This window comes from Rhodococcus sp. UYP9 (assembly GCF_040547235.1).
GTDB lineage: Bacteria > Actinomycetota > Actinomycetes > Mycobacteriales > Mycobacteriaceae > Rhodococcoides.
The window spans coordinates 43081-60585 of record NZ_JBEPPH010000005.1; the positions used below are offsets into that span (position 1 = coordinate 43081).

The 17505-nt window shown below is 61.0% G+C and carries 16 protein-coding genes and 1 pseudogene; 11 read left to right on the plus strand and 6 right to left on the minus strand.

All coding sequences use genetic code 11. The annotated features are described in order from the left end of the window. The first annotated feature begins 19 nt into the window (after nt 1-19). The 5 genes from ABIB36_RS15585 (at nt 20) to ABIB36_RS15605 (ending at nt 4956) form a co-directional block, all read left to right on the plus strand. Entirely contained in the window at nt 20-811 is a 792-nt protein-coding gene (locus ABIB36_RS15585; RefSeq protein ID WP_354561145.1) for a hypothetical protein, read from the plus strand. 132 nt (nt 812-943) lie between these two features. Further along, nucleotides 944-2518, plus strand: a complete 1575-nt coding sequence (locus ABIB36_RS15590; RefSeq protein WP_354561144.1) for an FAD-dependent monooxygenase — start codon at nt 944-946, stop codon at nt 2516-2518. A gap of 320 nt (nt 2519-2838) precedes the next feature. Beyond that, nucleotides 2839-3261: a hypothetical protein gene (locus ABIB36_RS15595; protein ID WP_354561141.1), complete on the plus strand. Its 423-nt coding sequence runs from the start codon at nt 2839-2841 to the stop codon at nt 3259-3261. Between the two features lie 74 nt (nt 3262-3335). Then, nucleotides 3336-3953: a hypothetical protein gene (locus tag ABIB36_RS15600; protein ID WP_354561139.1), complete on the plus strand. Its 618-nt coding sequence runs from the start codon at nt 3336-3338 to the stop codon at nt 3951-3953. Nucleotides 3954-4446: 493 nt separating this feature from the next. Further along, nucleotides 4447-4956, plus strand: a complete 510-nt coding sequence (locus ABIB36_RS15605; RefSeq protein WP_354561137.1) for a GreA/GreB family elongation factor — start codon at nt 4447-4449, stop codon at nt 4954-4956. Nucleotides 4957-5018: 62 nt separating this feature from the next. Here ABIB36_RS15605 and gdhA read toward each other — a convergent pair whose 3' ends face one another. The 3 genes and pseudogenes from gdhA to ABIB36_RS15620 form a co-directional block, all read right to left on the minus strand. After that, nucleotides 5019-6362: an NADP-specific glutamate dehydrogenase gene (gene gdhA / locus ABIB36_RS15610; protein WP_354561134.1), complete on the minus strand. Its 1344-nt coding sequence runs from the start codon at nt 6360-6362 to the stop codon at nt 5019-5021. A 217-nt stretch (nt 6363-6579) separates the two neighbouring features. Beyond that, a complete protein-coding gene (locus ABIB36_RS15615; RefSeq protein ID WP_354571618.1) occupies nt 6580-7017 on the minus strand; it encodes a MarR family winged helix-turn-helix transcriptional regulator in 438 nt (145 codons plus the stop codon). 295 nt (nt 7018-7312) lie between these two features. After that, nucleotides 7313-7939, minus strand: a pseudogene (locus ABIB36_RS15620) (carbonic anhydrase); the annotation flags it as partial. Between the two features lie 179 nt (nt 7940-8118). On the opposite strand from ABIB36_RS15620, the gene ABIB36_RS15625 reads away from it, so the two are divergent. The 4 genes from ABIB36_RS15625 (at nt 8119) to ABIB36_RS15640 (ending at nt 12254) form a co-directional block, all read left to right on the plus strand. Then, nucleotides 8119-9228 (plus strand): hypothetical protein, encoded by a 1110-nt coding sequence (locus tag ABIB36_RS15625; protein WP_354561129.1) that lies wholly within the window; start codon nt 8119-8121, stop codon nt 9226-9228. Nucleotides 9229-9383: 155 nt separating this feature from the next. Then, the gene (locus ABIB36_RS15630; RefSeq protein WP_354561127.1) at nt 9384-10103 is read left to right on the plus strand and encodes an excalibur calcium-binding domain-containing protein; all 720 of its coding nucleotides are present in this window, start codon (nt 9384-9386) and stop codon (nt 10101-10103) included. Between the two features lie 151 nt (nt 10104-10254). Beyond that, nucleotides 10255-11541 carry a T3SS (YopN, CesT) and YbjN peptide-binding chaperone 1 gene (locus ABIB36_RS15635; protein ID WP_354561124.1) on the plus strand — a complete coding sequence of 429 codons (1287 nt, stop codon included), beginning with the start codon at nt 10255-10257 and terminating at the stop codon, nt 11539-11541. A 38-nt stretch (nt 11542-11579) separates the two neighbouring features. Continuing rightward, on the plus strand, nt 11580-12254 hold the full coding sequence (locus ABIB36_RS15640) for an NUDIX hydrolase (protein ID WP_354561122.1): 675 nt from the start codon (nt 11580-11582) through the stop codon (nt 12252-12254). A gap of 14 nt (nt 12255-12268) precedes the next feature. Here the strand turns inward: ABIB36_RS15640 and ABIB36_RS15645 are convergent, their stop codons facing one another. Together ABIB36_RS15645 and ABIB36_RS15650 are read right to left on the minus strand one after the other, a co-directional pair. Continuing rightward, on the minus strand, nt 12269-12778 hold the full coding sequence (locus ABIB36_RS15645) for an O-acetyl-ADP-ribose deacetylase (RefSeq protein ID WP_354561119.1): 510 nt from the start codon (nt 12776-12778) through the stop codon (nt 12269-12271). Then, the gene (locus tag ABIB36_RS15650; RefSeq protein WP_354561116.1) at nt 12775-13719 is read right to left on the minus strand and encodes an ADP-ribosylglycohydrolase family protein; all 945 of its coding nucleotides are present in this window, start codon (nt 13717-13719) and stop codon (nt 12775-12777) included. Before ABIB36_RS15650 ends, ABIB36_RS15645 begins: the two co-directional genes overlap by 4 nt. A gap of 157 nt (nt 13720-13876) precedes the next feature. Between ABIB36_RS15650 and ABIB36_RS15655 the strand changes: the two genes are divergently transcribed. Then, complete coding sequence (locus ABIB36_RS15655; protein ID WP_354561114.1) at nt 13877-14893, plus strand: AurF N-oxygenase family protein; 1017 nt, start codon at nt 13877-13879, stop codon at nt 14891-14893. A 48-nt stretch (nt 14894-14941) separates the two neighbouring features. After that, nucleotides 14942-16492, plus strand: coding sequence for an FAD-dependent oxidoreductase (locus ABIB36_RS15660; RefSeq protein WP_354561111.1), 1551 nt, complete (start codon nt 14942-14944; stop codon nt 16490-16492). Between the two features lie 14 nt (nt 16493-16506). Here the strand turns inward: ABIB36_RS15660 and ABIB36_RS15665 are convergent, their stop codons facing one another. After that, complete coding sequence (locus tag ABIB36_RS15665) at nt 16507-17475, minus strand: isopenicillin N synthase family dioxygenase (RefSeq protein WP_354561109.1); 969 nt, start codon at nt 17473-17475, stop codon at nt 16507-16509. Nucleotides 17476-17505: the final 30 nt, after the last annotated feature.

Consider the following 17505-nt stretch of genomic DNA (forward strand, 5'->3'; position numbering starts at 1 on the left):
CGGCAGTCGGGTGAGATAAGTGATTCCGAGATTGTTCCGAGGACTGTGCGACGACGCTGCCCTCCTCCAACCCGGTGACACTTTGCTCGAGACCGCTGTCCAGCAGCATCTTTCGTACAGGGACGCAGCATTCTCGGACCTCGTCGGTCCGTTGATGATTCCTATTCCCCGTCTCGACGAACTCACCTATGTGACCGAACCATTATCGATATCGCTGATCGCGTCGGGTGGTCCCGCCACAGTCGAGGCCGCGCTCGATCGGATGTATGCGAAGTCGAATCTGACCGTCGCCACGATCGAGGTGGCCCTGCCGGACGGGACCGACATCACCGCACTGGGTGCCGTCGACCCTGCCATCGACGTCTACGTCGAGATCCCGCGCGGACAACACCGAGCCGAGGTATTCGACGCCGTGGACGAGCGTGGCTACCACGCCACGTTCCGTACCGGCGGCGTCACCGCGGACGCATATCCTGACGAGGAGGAACTGGCCGCTGCCATCCATGAGGCTGCGCGACGTGAAATCTCCTTCAAAGCTGTCGCGGGACTTGATCACGCGATTCGAAATACCAACGCTGACACAGAGTTCGAACAGCACGGCTACCTCAACGTCCTCCTGGCCGCACAGGCTGCGCACAGCGGCGCCAGGGCCTCGGATCTAGTTACCATCCTCGCGTTGCGTGACCCCGAGGTGCTGGCCCAGCATGTTTCCGCGATCGAGACCGAACGCGCATTCCTCTCGTTCGACACCGGCAATATACGACAGTTGCTCGACGATTTGATTTCGCTGGGTCTCTTACCCCCGATGTAGCGACGAAAAAAGCCTCCGGTGGGAGGCTCTCACCCAGAAAGCATGAGGTCCGTGGAGAACGGCATATCGGGGCCTGCCGAGTCGGCATACTGATTCTCGACCAGGGATAACCGACTGTGCGGCGGTGAAGACGTGGATACGAACGTGCTCGTGGCGGGGGCCGGACCGATAGGGTTGACGGCAGCGATCGAACTTCGGAGGCGTGGAATCTCCTGCCGCGTGATCGATCCGCTGCTCGAGCCTCCGCGCTACGCGAAAGCTGTCGGTATTCAGCCTCGCACGCTCGAAGTATTCGAGAACATGGGCGTGCTGAAGACCGTCCTGGATGCGTCGATCATGATGCGCGGACAGATCGTGTACACCAACGGCCAGCAGGTCGGCCGAATCGAGTTGGCGTTGCCCGCCGATGTGCCGTTCGGCTTTGCAATGCTGCCCCAGTACGAGACCGAGCGGATCCTCGCGGAGCGACTTGCCGAACCCGGGACCGAGGTGGAGCGCGGAGTCGGCATCGTGTCGGTCCATCAGGACGCCCACGGAGTAACTGCCACCACGTCCGACTCCGTAATCGACCACGTTCAGTACGTCATCGGCTGCGACGGCGCCCACAGTGTCGTCCGCAAACAGCTGGGGCTGACGTTCGAGGGTGACGCATTCGCCGAGGCCTACATGCTCGGCGACGTCGAAGTCGACTGGTCGCAGCCGACCGGGTACGGGATAAGGATCGCGAGCACTGCCACCGACGGCAAAACGAACGGATTGTTGGTGGCTATCCCCCTGCCGGGACGGAAGCGCTATCGCATGACCATGCTCGTTCCGCCGGAACTGACTGCGGGGCCCAGCAGTGGCGACGGCATCGCGCACGGGTTCGCTGGAGGTCCCGCACCCGAACTGCATCACATTCAGGCCGTTCTTGACCAGCTGGCACCAGAGCCGACGACCGCGTCGAATCTACGCTGGTCATCGGTCTTTCGAATCAGCCATCGCATCGTCGACGCATACGGCCGCGGCCGCGTGTTCGTCGCGGGCGATGCCGCCCACATTCACCCTCCGACCGGTGCTCAAGGCATGAACACCGGCATTCAGGACGCCCACAACCTTGCCTGGAAGGTCGCACTGTCCGTGCGCGGTGTGGCCGCCCCTGGCCTGACCGACAGCTACGACGCCGAACGCCGTCCCGTCGGCGAAGAGGTCGTCGGAATGACGGTCCGAAACGCCCGCGAAGGAATCGGTGCAGGCGACAGCTCCGTGGAGACCGCGATGCGCAAGCAAGCTCAACTCCTGATCTCGTATGCAGGAAGCCCGTTGATCTCACAGGCCGACCCGAAAGCCGCCGTCGTGCAGCCCGGGGAACGCGCCCCCGATGCGCGGGGACTGACCCGCGACATGGTCGCGTTTCCTATCCGCCTGTTCGAACTCTTCGGTGGCGTCGGCCACACGCTCCTGCTGTATTCGGACGGTGAGGTCGAAAAATTCGAAGAGCTTGCCGCTGCAGCCGTCGACGCCGCGCACGGACTTCTCGACGTGTATCTGCTTGTGGCGAGCCACGTGACATCTGTGTTGCCGGTCGTTGTCGATTCCGCGAGCGAATTTCGCAGCGCATACGGTGTCACTGGTCCGATTGCATTCGTCATCCGCTCTGACGGGTACCTCGGTCATCGGGGTCTCGAGGGAGTGATCGAGAACCTGAAGAAGACATTCGCGCGATGAGTTGTCCGAGGGTAAGCCTCTCCACCATGAAGGATTCTGATGGTGACGCGATTGGGTTCATCGGCGGTTTTCGAGTGCACTACTGATCACCGGCAGGTTGGAAAAGTACTCGAAGAAGAACAATTCCGCGGTCGACTACATTTTGGATACCCAGTAAAAAATCCGCTGACGGCTGTAGCAATTCAACTCACATCGACTGCGTCCTAGAAACTTTCGTGTGCATCCAAGCATGTATGCACACGACTGGCTTTTATTTTCTTTTGGGCTACAGTTTATAGAACTGATTGAACCGAAGGAGTGAGTCTACCGTGAAAGCGGTCATGATGGAATTTAATTTTCGGGTATGCGCCTCACCCGAACGACTTCGACAATTTCTCGAACAGGGGGAAATTGCTCTTGATGCAGCATGCCCGTTCCGCGTACAGCGTGAGCGCACCGTCGACGAGGTGATTTCGCCCCTCCTGTCACGGCAATGGGACCGACTCAATGTCCCCGGGTTGTTTTCTCCACCGCAAGTATGGGAGATCGGGTACGGCTTCTCCGACCCGACAGGTCGGCTGACCAGTGACAAACTCGAGTCGATCTCGAGAGATGTCACAGCCGATTTGCAGCGCTCCAGCGCCGATAACTTCAGCGAATCCGCCCCCTGGATTCTGACGCTGGCGACCGATACCGACCGTGCCACACGCCAGACGATCATCAGCCGCTACCGAACGCTGGAGTTGGCACGCTCGTCCCCCTGAGGCGCCGTGAGTGTCGTTGTGTCGACTCCCCGGTACCTCGATTCACCACAGCAACAAAGAGGTCGATCGTTAATATGGCTCTCGTCGAGATCGCTACGTCGTCGCTGTCCGCTCATCGAACGGATGGTCCGCGAGCAGGAACCACCGCCGCTGCACTTGTCATCGGGCGGCCCATTCGACTTCACCAAGACCTGCGCAGCGGGCTCGTCGACCAGGGCGTCGCGGTGACTGTTCGTAATCCTTACGCTTATTCGGACCAGCTCGACGGCGTCGCGCATGCCGACCAGTCAGCGCCGGAAGCTGTTACCGTCGGCGGTCCGATCACGACAGAAACCATCATTGTCTCCACCGAGGCGCCGTCGGGAGGACGCGGACTGGTTGCCCGCTGGCGCGAGCGCGCCGCGCAGTCCGAGGAGAACAACAGAATTGCGGCCGCAGTTGTAGATGCGTCGTCGGAGTTCAGCATGTGCCGACTCCTCGTTGTGTGCGATGGCCGAGCCGCCTCCCAAGCCGGGGTGGAGGGCCACAACGCGAAGCGCCTGGCGCAGCGGTTGAAGTACGAAGTCGAAGTCGACGGAACACCCGTGGTATCCACGTCGTACCTCGTCGTCGGCACTACTTCACCGTTGCGCGAGTCGATCGAGGCGATCGCCCGGTGGTGTCGACGGGAAACCGCGCCGATCCCGCAGTGACAGCGCACGTATCGGCGCGCGGAAAGCGTGTGAAACTAGTGTGACTGGAGTTTTATTTTTTTCCGGCTACAGTCAGGGAAAGACACGCGATGCGAAAGAAGGTGTGAACGCTGTGATTCCTATTCTTGTAGAGCTACGCGGTTGTTCGTGCACCGCTCCGCCAGGGCACTAGGCTGTTCCACCTGCATTCGTCGATGCACTGAAAAACTACGTTGCACCGATAGCCGTCGTGCGGGTGTCTTTACGCCACACCACTGATAACCAGCTTCCAAGTCACTGTTTTCCGAGTGAAGAGCACTGCACACTTGCAGTATTTCGTATCGAGTGTTGGTCGGCGGTACATCTCTGAACGCCGAAAAGCGGGCATCGACTCGGTGCCACATTTTTTGCTTACTGCACCTGACGTGTCGAGCACTGCTCGCCGCGTCGATTCCTGTATTTCCACGACCTCGGAATGGGACGACCGCCGAGTTTTAGTGCAAGGAGAAACTCCATGACTACCGCTGAACTTATCTCGACCACAGGTGCCGCTTCAGAAGAGGCCCGCGAACTGTCTGCCTTGCACATTCGGCGCGCTGAAGTCGCAGCCGAGGTGATCGACTTTCGCAACATGGGCGATCTCGAGAACAACGATCCTTATCATCGCTCTCGCGAAGAATTGTCGAGCATCGACCGCCGCATCGCGGAGGTCCAGGAGTTGGTGACTGCTGCCGCTGCGGTGACCGACGACGGCACCGTACAACCGTTTTCGCTTGTCACCGTCATGTTCGATCGCGACCCCGATGACGTCGAGACGTTCGTGTTGACTGCGGCCACAGGGAACTCTGCGGACGAAATAGCGACATGTTCGCCGTTGTCACCGCTGGGCAGGGCATTGATGGGGTGCCGCGTCGAGGATGAGCGCACATACGTCCTGCCCACAGGCGCCGAGAGCACCGTTACCGTTCTCTCGATTGCCGCAGGTCTCGAACGACGACTACTGGAATCTCGGACAGCCGAATAGTTTTCGAGTCTGCAATCGGATTGCCCCGTGCAGGTCACCGCACGGGGCACTTCGGTGATGGCTCAGATCACTCCGAGCGAGATCATGGCGTCGGCGACTTTGACGAATCCGGCAATGTTCGCCCCGTGTACATAGTCCCCTGGCATCCCGTAGTCCTCGGCGGTCTCGACTACGCGGCCATGGATTCCCGTCATGATGCGCGCCAGGCGGTCATCGGTGTATTCGAAGCTCCACGAGTCTCGAGATGCGTTCTGCTGCATCTCGAGAGCCGATGTAGCGACTCCGCCTGCGTTGGCAGCCTTACCTGGTGCGAAGGCAACGCCCGCGTCACGGAACACCTGCACCGCTTCCGGTGTCGTCGGCATATTGGCGCCTTCGGCGACTACGACAACGCCGCCTTTGACGAGAGTGACGGCCGCGTCCTCGTCGAGTTCGTTCTGGGTTGCCGCTGGTATCGCGACATCGCACGCGACATCCCAGATGGAACCACCGGAAGTGAAGGTCGCATGCGTGGCGGTCTCGACGTACTCGCAGATGCGGGCCCGGCGCGACTCCTTGATGTCCTTCAACAGCTCGAGGTCGATGCCCTTGGGGTCGACGATGTAACCCGAGGAGTCGGAACAGGCGACGACGATGCCGCCGAGCTGATGAATTTTTTCGATTGCGTAGATCGCAACGTTGCCGGACCCGGAGACCACTACGGTCTTGCCCTCCAGCGAAGACTTGACAGTTTTGAGCATCTCGGCGACGAAATATGCCGCGCCGTAACCGGTTGCCTCTTTGCGCACCTGAGAGCCACCCCAGTTCAAGCCTTTTCCGGTCAACACTCCGGATTCGTACGAGTTGGTCAACCGCTTGTACTGCCCGAACAGGTATCCGATCTCTCGACCGCCGACACCGATATCGCCGGCCGGAACATCTGTGTATTCACCGATGTGACGATGAAGTTCGGTCATGAACGACTGGCAGAATCGCATGACTTCTGCGTCGGAACGGCCCTTCGGGTCGAAGTCCGATCCGCCTTTGCCACCGCCGATCGGCAGACCGGACAACGCGTTCTTGAAGATCTGTTCGAAACCTAGGAATTTCACAATCCCCAGATTCACGCTGGGGTGGAATCGCAGACCGCCCTTGTACGGTCCGAGCACGCTGTTGTACTGAACGCGAAAACCTCGGTTGACCTGCACCGCACCCGTATCGTCTACCCAAGGGACTCGGAAGATGATCTGTCGTTCCGGTTCACACAAGCGCTCGACGAGTCCACTGTCCGCGTAATGGGGATAGCGTTCGAGGACAACACGCAACGATTCGAATACCTCTGCAGCAGCCTGATGAAATTCAGGTTCACCGGCGTTGCGCTGAAGAACTTGTTCATAGATCGCTGCCACCTGTTCACGCGCAGACACCGTATTCACCTACCTGTTTCGCAATAATTCGACGTCATCACGGCAGCAACCATGCGATGGTGCCGTAGGCAGTCGCGGTTTCGACAACGACTGCGCATCGCAGCTTACGGCAGTATGATGCTCGAGAATCACGACCTGGCCCCTCGATCCGATACATACGCAGGTCAGGTATCATTTTGGACTCGTCCCGGACCCTTGTCACAGGTAGTTCGATTCGTTATTCGTCCGATGGGTCGTCGAAGATCGGCAATTCGATTGTCGGCCCCAGCCTCTGGAGTTCATCCCGGTGCATCGCGCTCAGTCGGACGAGTGTCAGTTCACCGTCGCTGGTGAGCTCGACTCTGACCGTTCGGGCGTCGGACGGATCAGCTGCCCGGCGAACCAAGCCTTGTTTCTGCGCGCGATCGACCAGTTCGACCACACTGTGATGACGCAACTGCAGTCGCTCTGCCAACTCCCGCATCGCAGCCCACTCACGCCCCGGAAAACCCTTCAGTGCCAGCAGTAGCTGATACTGCTGCGGGGTGAGTCCATGAGACCGCACGGTCTCCTCACTGAAGCGAAGGTAACGACGAATTCCAAATCTGAAGCGCGCCAACGATTCGAATTCCCGTTTTGTCAACGGCACCGGTTCCTGTGGTTCTTCGGAAGACACAGCGGCAACCTCCCTGTTCGATGAGTTTCATTGGCGCAGTGCGAGAACGGTGAGTACACGACTCGCCGTTCACCGCCCGCGCCATGAGCGAGAGCTAGGCAACGCCCTCGTCGTTGTTCTCGATCCAAGCAATCGTCACGGGATCGTCACTGTCGAGGCGTTGCATTTCTTCGCGTCCGTCGCAGCTGCACAAGGCCACCGTTGCCTTGGTGGCGGTGCGCGATACCAGCCGCCACGTGCCGCCGCAGTCGGTCCAACGAGTCAACGTCGCAATCACGTCTCCCTCGACGTGACTGCCTACGTCACCGAGCGCGCTGTGTAGTACGACCCGTCCCATCTCGAGACGGTAGGTCAACCCGACGACCGCAAGTGCACCGCGGTCTGTTCGGTCGGCAATGAGCCTGCTTCGAGCGGTGATCAGCTGCACGGTCTCCTCGACATGGCGCGCCTCGAATTCGTCGATTCGAGTGAGTCCTGTGCGGCGTCCGGCGAGAATACTCGGAGTGACACGCTCGACGATGTCGCGGATGTAACCGCCCGGCATCGCGACACCGTCCACCGCGTCGACACTCGCTCTGACGGCGCCGCAGCTGTCGTGACCGAGGACGGCAATGAGTGGCACATCGAGGATGTCGACCGCGTACTCGATCGAACCCAGTACCGATGCGTCGACGACGTGCCCGGCGGTTCTGACGACGAACAGATCTCCAAGACCCTGGTCGAACACGATCTCCGCTGCCACACGAGAATCCGAACACCCGAAGACCACCGCCTTCGGGCGCTGGACGTCGACCAACCGAGTTCGGTCGTCGATTCCTTGGCGGGGATGCCGGCAATCGCCGGCGACGAAGCGCTCGTTTCCGGCGCGAAGTTCACTCCACGCCTGCGCTGGAGTCGGAGACAGTGCACTGATCGGGTCCATCGGAGCCCCTTTCCTGGTGTCGGCCATAGTCGCCGAGACGGTCCGAGTGGAGATCCCGAGACATACGCCTCCGGGACAACCTCCGATCCAACTATATCGTGAGACGATACAAATTGAACGTGCGGCTCGAAGGTAACTGGTCCGACCCGATCGCAGTGCGGCCCGTTAGGCTGTGGGCCATGGGATCCAAAGGGCCGGCAAGCCGAGGCCAGAAGCGAGCAGCAAAAACCAAGGCTCGGCAGAAACGGCAGAACCCTGCGGGCACTCAGCCCGCATCGATCCCCACTGATCTGCTCGACGATTTCGCCACCTGGCTCGAGCATGGAGAGATGGCCGAACACGCCGAACGAGTAGCAGGACTCACCGGCACCACTCTCACTCAGATGGCCAAGGCCAACCCAGCCTTCTCCGTCACCGCCTGGACGCCGAGCGATGCGCACTACCTAGTCGATGCCGCCGAACGGGTCGAGGATTCCGACCCTGACAATGGGCATGCGGCCGCCCTCAACATCGTCCTCTGCGTGCTCGAGTTCCTAGCGTTCCTCGACGAGACCGACGCCTGGACGGGTTCGGAAGACGATTTCGCGCACTGCATGGAAGACCTCAACGACTTCGTGTACAACGATCCCGACGTGCTCGAGCCCGATGACATCGAACTGCCCGAGGTCACCGCAGAGGAGGAGTCTGCAGCGCTGGCGCTACTGCCCCTGATCTCAGGTGTCGATGCTTTGGTCACGCGCGTCGGTTCCTCGATCGCCGTCGCCGATGTTCCCGACCTGTCCGCTGCACTGGCGAATGCGGACGATGCGGCAGACGATCCGGCCGCGGACCTCACCGAATTGGACTACTGGGCGGCAGCCATCGCCTCGGAGGTACTCGAGGTCGATGGCAGCAACGTGGTGCCGGGCAAGAATGTGGACGCCTTCGGATCGCGCTCGATCGACGCGCTCCGAGATGTGCTGACACACCACATCCGTCATCAGCTCACTTCGGTCGAGGACGATGTGTCGATGGCACTGTCCAACACGTTCGCAATTCAGACACTCCTCGCGGCAATGACGGACGACCTCCCCATCGACAATGCCGAAGAAGACTACGAGGGACTCGAGGGCGAGGATCTGCGAACCGCACAGTTGATCGACTATCGCGTCCGTTCCCTCCAGGACCAAACTATTCTGATTACCACCGAAGACGCCCTCGAGGTACCGACTGCGCTGCGACCTGCAGTTCTACAAGGCATTCGCCTCGCGGAGCCCTTCGGTGAGCACGATCCGATGGAATCGTCCTGATCGGCGGGTAACAAAGAGGGTCGTACATCCGACAAGGTCTTCGTACGAGCAGCCACCGCGGATGCAGTATCTGCGGCGCCGGCTTTCCAGCGAGTGCCCCGTTCGCGGACAAGTTCTCGTGGCCTGCCCCTCTAGTCCGATCCGAGGACCGCACGATGACCGAACCCAATTCGGAGCCCTACGTTTTTCCTGGTGCTGCACGTCCGGAACGTCCCCGCCCACTGCTGGGCAAGATCGTCGCCTGGATATCCGTTGCACTCGGCGGTCTGTTTCTGATCGCCTCACTCGCCGATTTCTCGTTCGCCGGAGTCGTCTTGGGCGCGTGCATGATTGCCGCCGGTACGCTCTACGTTTTCGGAAAGCCCTCACGTGGTCGGATCGTCTGGGCGACCCCGGCTGTTGCGTCACTACCCGCATTGGTTGCTCTCTCGATCATGACCCCGACGCCCGTGCCTGACGAGACGGGCAGCTCACGGGCTTTTTCCGCTCCCACAGTGGCTCAGGTGACGACTTCGACACCGAGCCCGAAGACCACGACCGCTCCCCGTCAAAGCACGACCACGCCAGGTCCGACCACGACGATTGCACCGAGCACGGTCGTTCCGCCACCAGAGCCAGAAACTGTCTACGCTCGGCCTCCGGTGCCGACGACAACGCAGTACGTCCCGGCTCCGACACCGGTGTATGTTGCCGAGCCAGAACCCGTCTACGTTCCGCCAGCGCCCTTGGTCGCGGTGCCCGAAGTTCCTTCCGCTGTCTCCTACGCGAATTGCACCGCCGTCCGGGCAGCAGGAGCGGCACCGATCTACGCCGGCGAGCCGGGATACAGCTCGAAGCTCGACCGTGACGGAGACGGCGTCGCCTGCGAAACCTGAAGTACAGCTGGGCTTTCAATTCGCGGTGTGTTGATCGGTAAGCGTTTTCTTACACGGGGGCGGTTCGGGACTGCCGTTCTTGTCGTACCCCATCGATACTGTCCTTCTCGTCAGGCGGATTCGGCCGCCTGACGAGAGGGAAGGCGTCATCGTGACGGACAATCGCAAGATCGACCTTCAGGCCTCCATCGACGAAGCGTGGTCGTTGTACGCCCAAGAATTGATGTCGTTCGTAGCAGACATGACGAACTCTGAAACCCTCACGCTCACTGCGGAATCCGGACTCGATCGCGGCGACGGGGACAGCCCGTGGATCGCACTCCAAGCCGAATACGACGGCATCATCGCCTGCACTGCCGTTCTCGACAGCTATCTCTACGAGGGTGTGGAACCGCCTGCCGGTGACGACGCAGCGCTGTTCGCTCTGGGGTGGGTCACTCCGGCGACACAGACGGAGGTCGGCCAGCTCGTCAGCCGTTCGATGATCGGTCATCGCGACAACGCCGAAGAGCTGTCTCGGTCGATAGTCCGTGCGTTCCGCGAGGTCTGGAACGTCGCGCATCCGGCGTTTCTGTCGGCTTTGACCGAGGGCGGAAATGGTCGACAGTTCCGTACTTCCGTCGACTGCCGCACAGTAGATGGCACGGCAGTGATCCCTCTCGACCTCGATCATCTGCGTGCCCTCATCGTGCAGACGGTCGACGCCCACTTCGATCTCGCACTCGAATCGAACGGCGATATTCGGATAGACGGGTTCACATTCCCTGTGCACGTCTGCTTCGATCACGATGCGACGTCGGTCCGCATACATGCACCGCTGGTCACCGGGGTGTCGCAATCTGCGATGCTGGCGCGGAGGATGTCCTCGCTTACGAGCAGATGGAAGAACATCACCTTCGTCGTGGCCGGTGATCAACTGTTCGCGGGTGTTTCGATCGATACTCGAACCTTCGTCCCCCGTCAATTGACTGTGCAGCTCTATCGTTTCGGGCATTTCCTCGAAGGTATCGACGCACCGTTCGCTCTTCGTGTCGGTGGGACGGTGTTCGATCCAACTCACCGCCACGCAGATCCGCAGCCACCGGTATCGTGGTCCGACGACGGAGGAACGCTCGGTACGCTCCGTGCAGCATGCGAATTAACCGGTGGCCCAGTGGATTCTGCGACAGTCGACGCCCTCTGCCGACGCCAGGATGTCGGGGAGCTGGCCCAGCGCGCACAGTGGACAGCCCAACGCTTCCGCGATCACGCACATCGACTAGGAGACGAACGCCGCGTACGTGCAGCCGTCCTATGCGACTCGTTCGCGCTGAGCTGGACCTATGTTGCCGAGAGCCTGCGCCGAAGGCATCGGCCCGCGCGACAACTCACTCCCCGGCCTGAGCAGTTTCAGCTCTTCGATTCGCTCGAAGAACCTGGACTGTTCGATATGGATTAGCTCGTCGGGATAACTCAATAGTGCGCTAATCTGGGCGGGTGGCTACTCAGGATCATCCCGACACCGCACTGACGGATTATCCGCGGCCGTCGGTTGCCGTCGATGTCGCAGTGCTGACGGTACGAGACAACACGCTGTGCGTCGTCGTCGTACCGTCACCTCGGGGTCGTGCGCTACCCGGAACCTTCCTACATCCGGGCGAGAGACTGGCAGACGCCGCCGAACGCGCCCTTCGCAACAAAGCAAGCCTCAGCGGCCTGTCGTTTCATCAAATCGGGATGTTCGACGTGCCGGACCGAGACGATCGCGGCTGGGTGTTGTCGATGGCGCACGGCGCCGCAGTAGCCTATGAAAACTTGGGCACCGCAGTCGATCTCGTCGAGATTCGCAATGGATCGCCGACCTCTGAACTCGCGTTCGATCATAACGCCATGGCGGCGCTGTCGGTGGTGGATCTACGCGAGCGCTACGGTTCACAGGTGGACCCGGCCCACCTGCTCGGGTCCACCTTCACCTTGCTCGAGCTCAGGAGACTCTATGAGGTCGTCTACGACAAGGAGCTTCCCAAGGACACCTTCAGGCGGCATGTCGCGGGTGCGCTGATCGGCACCGGCGATTCGTCGACCACGGGCGCCGGCAGGCCGGCCGAGTTGTACCGCAGAAACCCTGACGCTCGGTTGCCGGAGTCCGCGGCGGCCCTCTTCAAGAGCTGAGGCCCGGCGTGGGACTAGCTCAGCAACCGGGTTGTCAGCTTTGCTCCCAGTGCGGAAAAGGCCACCACCGACACCACCTCGACTCGGCTGTATGCACCGACGATCGCTGCAAGCTGTTGCGCTATCGCATCTTCCAGCGGCCAACCGTACGATCCCCCGGAGATCAACGGAAAGGCAACAGTCCGTGCACCGAGCGAATCAGCGACTGCGAGACTGCGTATGTACGCAGCCCGCAAGATGCCGGAGCGATCCTCGTGCGCCGAATAGCGCGGACCCACCGCGTGAATTACCCACTTGGCGGGCAAGAGACCTGCCGTCGTTGCCACTGCCCCACCGGCCGCAAGACCGTTGGGTAGGGATGTAGTCCGCAGAACCTTGCACTCGGCAAGCACGTCCGGCCCACCCGATCGGTGGATGGCCCCGTCCACGCCTCCCCCACCGAGCAGCGTCGAGTTCGCCGCATTGACGATGGCGTCTACGCGCACTCTGGTGATATCGCCTTCGATGACATCGATGATGGTCATGGCGTGCCTCCTGAATTGGCCACGATATCGTCGGCGATCGCGACGAGATCGTCAGCGGTGAGTTGGGGATATCCATGGAGCATCGACCGCCATCGCGTCGGCACAGCCGACGCGCCCCATTTCGCACCTAGCAGTCCGCCCGCAATTGCGGCAGTCGTGTCGGTGTCGCCACCGGCAAGAACACACAATTCGAGGGCTTGGACAAGGTGCTGTGGTCCGCCCTGGTCTGCTTTCACAATCGCCCACCATGCAGTCTGCAGCGCGTGGACGACCCAGCCGTTGTTCGGAAAGTCCGACGGCTCACCCCGCTCGGCCGCGTCGAGGAGCGGTCCCCAAAATGCTGCTGATTCCGCAGAGTCGACCCACAGCCGAATCCCGTCGAAGTTTCCTTCGAGCACGGCATGGCGGATCGCGAACGACCACATCTGACACGCCTGGGCGGCGCGAGGGTCGGGGTGTGTCAGAGCACTGATTGCGGCGGCGGCCTCGACACACTTCGTTGCGCTGTCGAGGTAGCGGAGTGCGACTGGGGCTGTCCGCATCAACGATCCGTTACCACCGGTTCGGCCGGTGAGCGCATTTGCACACCTGGTCATCTCGGGCGCATTTGCGCTTCGGTGTCGCAGCACAGCCCGCGTCTGGTTGCCGATATCCGGTGGATTTGTGTCGTACCAGGCGAGGAAGTTCGCGGCGACGGCGTCGAGGCCGTCGCCGGTTCCGACGTCTGCGCCCTCTCGCGACGCTTGGGCGATGGCCGCGGCCATCGATGTGTCGTCGGTCCATTCCCCCGGGGCCCAATCGAATGATCCGCCACCGATCATGTCGATGACAGTGCCCGGCGCCGGGTGCGTGAACTCGTACCCAGCGCCAAGCGCGTCTCCCGCGGCGATGCCCAGTAGCACGCCTGCGGCGCGATCGGCTTGTAGCGGCGTAACTTTCACGTGCAACTCCCTTAGCTCGATTCTGCGCTTACATTAGCGCATAAATGCGCTAAGCACTAATCGGGGCGGCAGTGACAGCAAGTCGAAGAAGGCGCTTCCATTTACTGATACGACGAGTTACATTAACTCCCACCTTCGAACGAAATAAGGAGAAGCGATGACACTTTCGTCAGAACCGCGCGTGCGATCGGCCGACACCGACGCGGAGACCGAGCAGTACAACGAGACGCTCCGACTCCTGTCCGAGGGATCCGTGGACAAGCATTTCGATCCGTACGTCGATATCGACTGGGATTCTCGTAAGTTCGAAGTTACCAAGGACGACCGCCGATGGATACTCCCGGCCACAACCGACGCGCTCGGCGGCCACGCCTGGTACCAGGCACTGCCGGAAGACCGACAAATCGATATCGGCATGTGGCGCCAAGCCAACATCGCCAAAGTCGGATTGCAGTTCGAGAACATTCTCATTCGCGGGATGATGCAGTACGTATTCTCGCTGCCGAATGGTTCTGCCGAGGCTCGCTACTGCACCCACGAGTCGATCGAAGAGTGCAACCACACCCTCATGTTCCAGGAGATGGTCAACCGCGTCGATGCTGACGTGCCGGGTATGAACCGTCCGATGAAGTGGATCTCCCCGATCATCCCGTTGTTCGCGACGCTGTTGCCCGAGCTCTTCTTCGTCGGGGTCCTCGCCGGCGAGGAGCCGATCGACCACATCCAAAAGGCATTGCTACGATCGGGCGAAAACATTCATCCGATCATGCAGAGCGTCATGGTCATTCACGTCGCGGAGGAAGCCCGTCACATTTCGTTCGCGCACCAGCTGTTGCGTCGCCGGGTGCCGAAGATGTCCAGGGTCGGACGCTTCTTGTTGTCGTTGGCATTCCCCATCACCATGCGAATCCTGTGCGACGTCATCGCCATTCCACCGAAGAAGTTCTGGCAGAAGTTCGACATCCCGAAGTACGTCAAAGACGACTTGTTCTGGGGCACCGAACAAGCCCAGCACAGGTTGCAGGACTATTTCGGCGACGTTCGCATGCTGGCCACCGACACCGGAATGATGAATCGCTCGGCAAAACTACTGTGGAAGGCATGCGGAATCGACGGCAGAGCGTCGCGCTACCGCAGCGAACCCGATCGCAGCTCCGGCCACTTCGCAGCTTGAGTCTCGAGTTCACCTCTCTCCACTGCCGGGTCGCCAGTCAGGAAGTCCATGCCCCACATCGTTACTCAGTCATGCTGTAGCGACGCGTCATGCGTCTACGCATGCCCGGTCAACTGCATTCACCCGACACCGGATGAGCCTGACTTTCTGACGGCCGAGATGCTGCATATCGACCCGTCGTCGTGTGTCGACTGTGGCGCCTGCGTCTCGGCGTGTCCGGTTGATGCAATCGTGCCAAAAGCCAAGCTCACCGACGCGCAGTTGCCGTTCTTGCAGATCAATGCCGATTTTTACAAGCAGGATCGGCCTGCGCGTCCGTTGCTTGCGCCGGTGTCACCGGCTCCGACGGTCACCAGGGAACGTCAGCCACTTCGCGTGGCTATCGTCGGATCGGGACCTTCGGCGATGTACGCGGCGGACGAACTCCTCACCCAACCTGGAGTGAAGGTCGACGTCTACGACCGACTGACCCGGCCGCACGGCCTGGCACGGTTGGGCGTAGCGCCGGACCACGAAAAGACCCGTCAGGTATCTCGACTGTTCGACACCATCGCTGCGCAGCCTGGATTCCGGTTCCATCTCGGTGTCGAGGTGGGAGAGCACATTACGCACCAGCAGCTGCTGGATCAGCATCATGCCGTGATCTACGCAGTCGGTGCATCGTCGGACCGGGAATTGACGATTCCCGGTGCGACGCTTCCCGGCCGCAGGTCGGCCACCGACTTCGTCGCCTGGTACAACGGTCACCCCGACCATGCCGAGCGCCATTACGACCTGTCCCACAAACGTGCGATCGTCATCGGTAATGGCAACGTTGCCCTCGACGTGGCCCGAATCCTGACGATCGATCCCGAACGTCTGGTCGGCACGAACGTGCCCTACTACGCTCTGAAAGCGTTGCGCGAGTCCAGCATCGAAGAGGTACTGGTAGTCGGCCGGCGCGGCGTCGCACAGTCGGCTTTCACAGTTCCGGAGTTCGCCGGCCTACTCGGCACCTCGGGGGTGGACGTTTCGACGCACCGCGACGAGATCGTGCTCGACGCAGCCACGATCGCACTGACCGAAACCGACGAGCTCCCGCATGCTGTAGTTCAGAAGCTGCGCCTGCTGCAGAGATTGGAAGACTCGGAAAGTAGAGGCGGTAAGCGAATCATGTTGCGCTATCTCCTCTCCCCCAAGCGAATTCTCGGTGATGCGGCAGTTACCGGTGTCGAGTTCGATCGCATGATGCTCGACACCGGCATCGACGGCACGGTACGGAGCGTAGCGACGGGTGAAGTCGAGACCGTCGACACCGGCCTGGTGTTGACGTCGATCGGCTACCGCGGCGTGGCGATCGAAGGTGTGCCGTTCGACGAACAAGCAGGAATCATTCCCAACGACGACGGCCGCGTCCTCGAATCACCGGGCGGTGCACGGTTTCCCGGAACCTATGTCACCGGCTGGATCAAACGCGGGCCGTCAGGATTCATCGGTACCAACAAGTCCTGCGCACAGGGAACCGTGTCCAATCTGGTCGCCGACTTCAACAGCGGGAAGCTCGCCGACATCGACTCTCCTGCGCCGCTGAAACGGCGCAGCTGGCTGCGCCGCCTCTGACGATCCGACCAAGCTCAGTTGATCCCGTGATGCAGTTCGGCGACGTCGGGGTGCGCTCGCGTACGCGACTTCCACGCGTTGGCACCATAGGTATCGAAGATCGGATTGTTCGGATCCGCCTCGACCCCTTTGGAATTCACAGCCAGCTCTTCGGGCAAGGACACGATCGGAATGACGGCGTCCAGTGCGGGGCTGAGAAAGAACGGGATCGAAACGCGGTCAGCGCCCGCTTCGGGTGCCTGCACTCGATGTCGCGTCGCACGCAGATAGCCTTGCGTCGCGACTTCGAGAAGTTCACCGATGTTGACGATGAATGCGCCGTCGACAGGAGGTACGTCGATCCACTCGCCCACCTCGATTTCGACCTGCAATCCCACCGAGTCCGGTTCGACGAGGAGGAGAGTAAGAACGCCGGAATCCTTGTGCGCGCCGACGCCCTGCGGATTGTCAGAGCTTCCGGGGTACCGGACGATCTTGATCAACGACGCTGGACTGTCTGCGAACGCGTCGTCGAACACGTTTTCGGAAGCTCCGAGTGCCACCGCCCAATGCCGAAGGACCCGCAACCCGAGCTGGGACATGGTCGATTCCCAGGATTCGAAGGCCGGCTCGAGAGCTGGGAGTGCAGAGGGCCAGAGGTTCGGTCCTTGGAGATTCCAGTAACCCTCGGCACCGTCGATGACGGGCCGTTCGGGGCCGATGTCTATCTGCTCACGCCAGTCGACTTCGCCGTTGGTCAGCTCGCCCCCGAGGCGTGAGTAGCCGCGGAATTGCGGGCTCTTCAGCTGTGAGATCTCGTCCTTCTCCTCCGGCGCGAGGGCGAAGAACGAGCGAGCGAGTCGAAGAACTTCCTCGCTGCGAGCCGCCGGCACACCGTGGCCCACCAGGTAGAAGAAGCCGAATCGGTGTGCAGCATCCAACAGGGCGGCCCGGAAGCCGTCTGGATCGGTGTCGACGAGTGACATATCGAGAACTGGAAGCATGCATCCCATTATCGACGCGTCCGTCCGCTC

Bases quoted from the DNA above. Each gene is read 5' to 3' on its own strand.
- ABIB36_RS15595 (WP_354561141.1), top strand. From the start codon at position 2,839: ATGATGGAATTTAATTTTCGGGTATGCGCCTCACCCGAACGACTTCGA.
- ABIB36_RS15600 (WP_354561139.1), top strand. From the start codon at position 3,336: ATGGCTCTCGTCGAGATCGCTACGTCGTCGCTGTCCGCTCATCGAACG.
- ABIB36_RS15605 (WP_354561137.1), top strand. From the start codon at position 4,447: ATGACTACCGCTGAACTTATCTCGACCACAGGTGCCGCTTCAGAAGAG.
- ABIB36_RS15625 (WP_354561129.1), top strand. From the start codon at position 8,119: ATGGGATCCAAAGGGCCGGCAAGCCGAGGCCAGAAGCGAGCAGCAAAA.
- ABIB36_RS15630 (WP_354561127.1), top strand. From the start codon at position 9,384: ATGACCGAACCCAATTCGGAGCCCTACGTTTTTCCTGGTGCTGCACGT.
- ABIB36_RS15645 (WP_354561119.1), bottom strand. From the start codon at position 12,778: ATGACCATCATCGATGTCATCGAAGGCGATATCACCAGAGTGCGCGTA.
- ABIB36_RS15655 (WP_354561114.1), top strand. From the start codon at position 13,877: ATGACACTTTCGTCAGAACCGCGCGTGCGATCGGCCGACACCGACGCG.
- ABIB36_RS15660 (WP_354561111.1), top strand. From the start codon at position 14,942: ATGCCCCACATCGTTACTCAGTCATGCTGTAGCGACGCGTCATGCGTC.
- ABIB36_RS15665 (WP_354561109.1), bottom strand. From the start codon at position 17,475: ATGCTTCCAGTTCTCGATATGTCACTCGTCGACACCGATCCAGACGGC.